Below are 3,237 nucleotides of genomic sequence, written 5' to 3'. Positions count from 1 at the left end.
GGCGGCGGAGGCGGCTGACGCCGTGGCCGGCAGCAGCGTGGCGGCGGCGCAGCAGCCGGCCACGAGGCCGGCCAGCAGGGTGGGGAGGGGTATCCGTGGGCGCACTGGTGGGGTCCTTCTCCTGTGGGGGAGGCGCTGGGAGGACTGCCGAGACGTTGGGGGAACGCGTCATGATCCTGCCAGCGACGGAGGGTCAGAACAATGTCACAGGTCATATGACATCTCCCGGCCCGGCCATAACACGGACCCCCACCCACTGCCGCTACGACCGGTACGTCCGCGCGGCCCATGCCTGGAAGCTCGGCGCGGCCGCGATCAGGTCCCGGTACGCCGCGGCGGCCGCCCCGAACAGCGTCTCCACCACCTCCCCGCCCACCCCGGCCGGCCGCCAGACCAGCAGCTGCCGGACCCAGATCGGCGTCCCCGCCAGCGGCTTGACCACCACCTCCGCGAGCGGCCGGGTGGTGGCCTGGACGACGGAGATGCCGAGCCCGGCGGCGATCATCTCCTGGAGCTCCAGCCGGCCGCCGAGGAACTCGTGGACGGTCGCCGGGGCGAACCCCGCCGCGGCGCAGGCCCCGTGGAAGACGCCGTGCCAGCCGGCCCCGTCGTCGGGGGTCAGGAACCACTCCTCCTCCGCGAGGTCCGCCAGGGCCACCTCGGTGCGGTGCCGCAGCCGGTGGCCGGCCGGCAGCGCGACGAAGACCGGCTCGGTGACGATGCCGCGGTGCGCGACGGACGGCGAGTGGCACAGCTCCCGGCCCGGGTAGTCCACGGCCACCGCGACGTCCGCCTCGCCCCGCTCCAGCAGCTCGACGATGTCCGAGGAGCGGTAGACCGACGTCACGGTGAAGCGCTGCCCGGGCCGCTGGTGCCGGGCCCTGGTGACCAGCCCGGGCAGGATCGGGGCGTTGGTGGCCGCCAGCCGCAGCTCGCGCGGGGCGGGCCCGGCCGAAGCCTCCGCGCGGCGGCCCAGGCAGTCGGCGCGGGTGAGCAGTTCCCGGGCGGCGGCCAGCACCTCCACCCCGAAGCCGGTCGGCGCGACACCGGCGGCGGTGCGTTCGAACAGCGGGGCGCCCAGGTGGCGTTCGATCCGGCGCAGCTGGGTGCTGGTCGCCGGCTGCGAGGCGCCGAGCAGGGCGGCGGCCCGGCCGACGCTCCCGGTGTCGGCGATGGCGCACACCACGCGCAGGTGCCGCAGCTCCAACTCCATGACGCTCCCCCTCACGCATCGGCCGGCCCCGGCCGACGGCGCGGGGCGGCTGCCGCCAAGGGCGGTGCAACAGCACACATCACATGTCAGCTGCTCACCTTCGCCCCGGCGATTTGCCTCGTCAAGCCCCCTCCCGGGACCCGACGGCACTCCGCGCACCATCTTTTACCCGCGCATTGCCGACGCCTGACCTTCCGCCCCGCTCCGGACCCGCCCGCACCTGCCCTCCGCCCCGGCCCGGTCGCGCCCACACCTGCCCTCCGCCCCGGTCCAGCCCCCGCCCACCACCGCCGTGCCGCCACCAGGCGGAGCGGGACTTGAAGACCGACCCACCGTCCGGGACGCTGAAAACCCCCTGCGTTCCCCCGAGCGGGCGCCGACCGGTGCGGAGGCCGACCGATGACAGCCATGTTCGATCAGGAGCTGCGCGAGCAGCTCGCCCAGGCCCGCCGGGACCTCGCGGCGGCCCGGGCCGAAGGGGACGCCGACGGCGTCCAGGCGTACGAGGGCCGGGTCGCCTCGCTCCTGCGGCTCGCCGCCCAGCACGGCATCGACCTCCCGCACAGCGTCGACGAGGAGGAGCACAACGAGTAGCCGGCCCCCGGACGCGGCGGAGGCGGCCACCCCGAACGGGTGACCGCCTCCTGCCGTGCCTTCCCGGCGCCCGGGATCACTCCCCGGCCGGCTCCAGGATCGCCACGCACTCGAAGTGGTGCGTCATCGGGAACAGGTCGAAGGCCCGCAGCGACACCGGCCGGTAGCCGCCCTCGCGGAAGAACTTCAGGTCCCGGGCGAGCGCCGCCGGGTCGCAGGCCACGTACGCGATCCGGCGCGCCTCCAGGCCGACCAGGTGGGCGACGGTCTCGCGGCCGGCGCCCGAGCGCGGCGGGTCCAGCACGATCAGGTCGGTGGCGGTGATGCCGGTGCGCGGCAGCAGCGTCTCGACCCGGTCGCACTCGATCCGCACGTTGTCCAGCGCGGCCAGGTTGTGCCGGGCGTCGACCACGGCCTGCTTGGCGGACTCGATGCCGAGCACCGCGCCGTCCTCGCCGACCCGGTCGGCCAGCGCGCCCGCGAACAGGCCGACTCCGCAGTACAGATCGAGCGCGCTCTCGCCCCACTGCGGGTCCAGCCCGTCCAGCACCGCGTCGACCAGGGTGTCCGGCGCCTCCGGGTGGATCTGCCAGAAGCCGCCGTCGCTGATCCGCCAGGTCCGCCCGGCGGCCCGCTCGCGGACGAAGCCGCGCCCGTGCACCTTGTGCACGTCGCCCTGCTCGTCCACCCGGGCGATCGACACCGGCTTGTCCAGCTCGACCAGCGGCAGCTGGGCACCGTCGCGCGGGGTGAGCACCACCTGGCGGTCGGAGGAGCCGGTCGCGGCGATCACCTCGACGCTCGCCACGCCCGGCCAGTCCCGGGTCTCGACGCCCAGCTCGGTGACGCCCTCGGCGGCGATCAGGCAGCGGTCCACCGGCTGCACCTCGTGCGAGCGGTACTTGCGCAGGCCGACCTTCCCGGTCTCGGCGTCCACCGTGTACTGCACCCGGGTGCGCCAGGCCGGCACCTGCCCGGCCGGCAGCTTGCCGCCGACCGGCTCGACGCTGCCGTCCCAGCCGGCCTCGGCCGGGGTGAGCCCGGCCAGCTTGGCCAGCTGCTCGGTCAGCACCGCCGCCTTGAGCTTGCGCTGCCCGCCGGGGGTGACGTGCTGCCAGTCACAGCCGCCGCACTTGCCCGGACCGGCGAACGGGCACGGCGCCTCGATCCGGTCCTTGGAGGGCTCCAGCACCTCCACCGCGTCGGCCCGCAGGAACCGCGAGGTGGTGGTCCCGTCGGTCACCAGCGCGACGACCCTCTCACCGGGCAGCGCGTGCCGCACGAACAGCACCCGGCCCTCGTGCCGGGCCACGCAGTGCCCGCCGCCGTGCGCGACCGGGCCGACCTCGACCTCGTAGCGCTGCCCGACCAGCGGCTCCCCGGACGGCGCCTCGGGCCGCGAGGGCCGCGCGGCGGCGGTGCGCAGCGCC

The 3,237-nt window shown here is 75.7% G+C and carries 3 protein-coding genes; 1 reads left to right on the top strand and 2 read right to left on the bottom strand.

All coding sequences use genetic code 11. The features are described 5' to 3' along the window. Positions 1-262: 262 nt before the first annotated feature. The gene (locus tag AE652_RS38300) at positions 263-1,213 is read right to left on the bottom strand and encodes a LysR family transcriptional regulator (RefSeq protein WP_049659995.1); all 951 of its coding nucleotides are present in this window, start codon (positions 1,211-1,213) and stop codon (positions 263-265) included. 399 nt (positions 1,214-1,612) lie between these two features. On the opposite strand from AE652_RS38300, the gene AE652_RS38295 reads away from it, so the two are divergent. Next, positions 1,613-1,807: a hypothetical protein gene (locus AE652_RS38295; RefSeq protein ID WP_143204452.1), complete on the top strand. Its 195-nt coding sequence runs from the start codon at positions 1,613-1,615 to the stop codon at positions 1,805-1,807. A gap of 76 nt (positions 1,808-1,883) precedes the next feature. Here the strand turns inward: AE652_RS38295 and AE652_RS38290 are convergent, their stop codons facing one another. Continuing rightward, positions 1,884-3,233, bottom strand: coding sequence for a class I SAM-dependent RNA methyltransferase (locus AE652_RS38290; RefSeq protein WP_049659998.1), 1,350 nt, complete (start codon positions 3,231-3,233; stop codon positions 1,884-1,886). Positions 3,234-3,237 lie beyond the last annotated feature (4 nt).

It is taken from the genome of Kitasatospora sp. MY 5-36 (genome assembly GCF_001182915.1).
Lineage (GTDB): Bacteria > Actinomycetota > Actinomycetes > Streptomycetales > Streptomycetaceae > Kitasatospora.
This window is presented reverse-complemented; position numbering and strand designations above follow the sequence as displayed.

Bases quoted from the DNA above. Each gene is read 5' to 3' on its own strand.
- AE652_RS38300 (WP_049659995.1), bottom strand. From the start codon at position 1,213: ATGGAGTTGGAGCTGCGGCACCTGCGCGTGGTGTGCGCCATCGCCGAC.
- AE652_RS38295 (WP_143204452.1), top strand. From the start codon at position 1,613: ATGACAGCCATGTTCGATCAGGAGCTGCGCGAGCAGCTCGCCCAGGCC.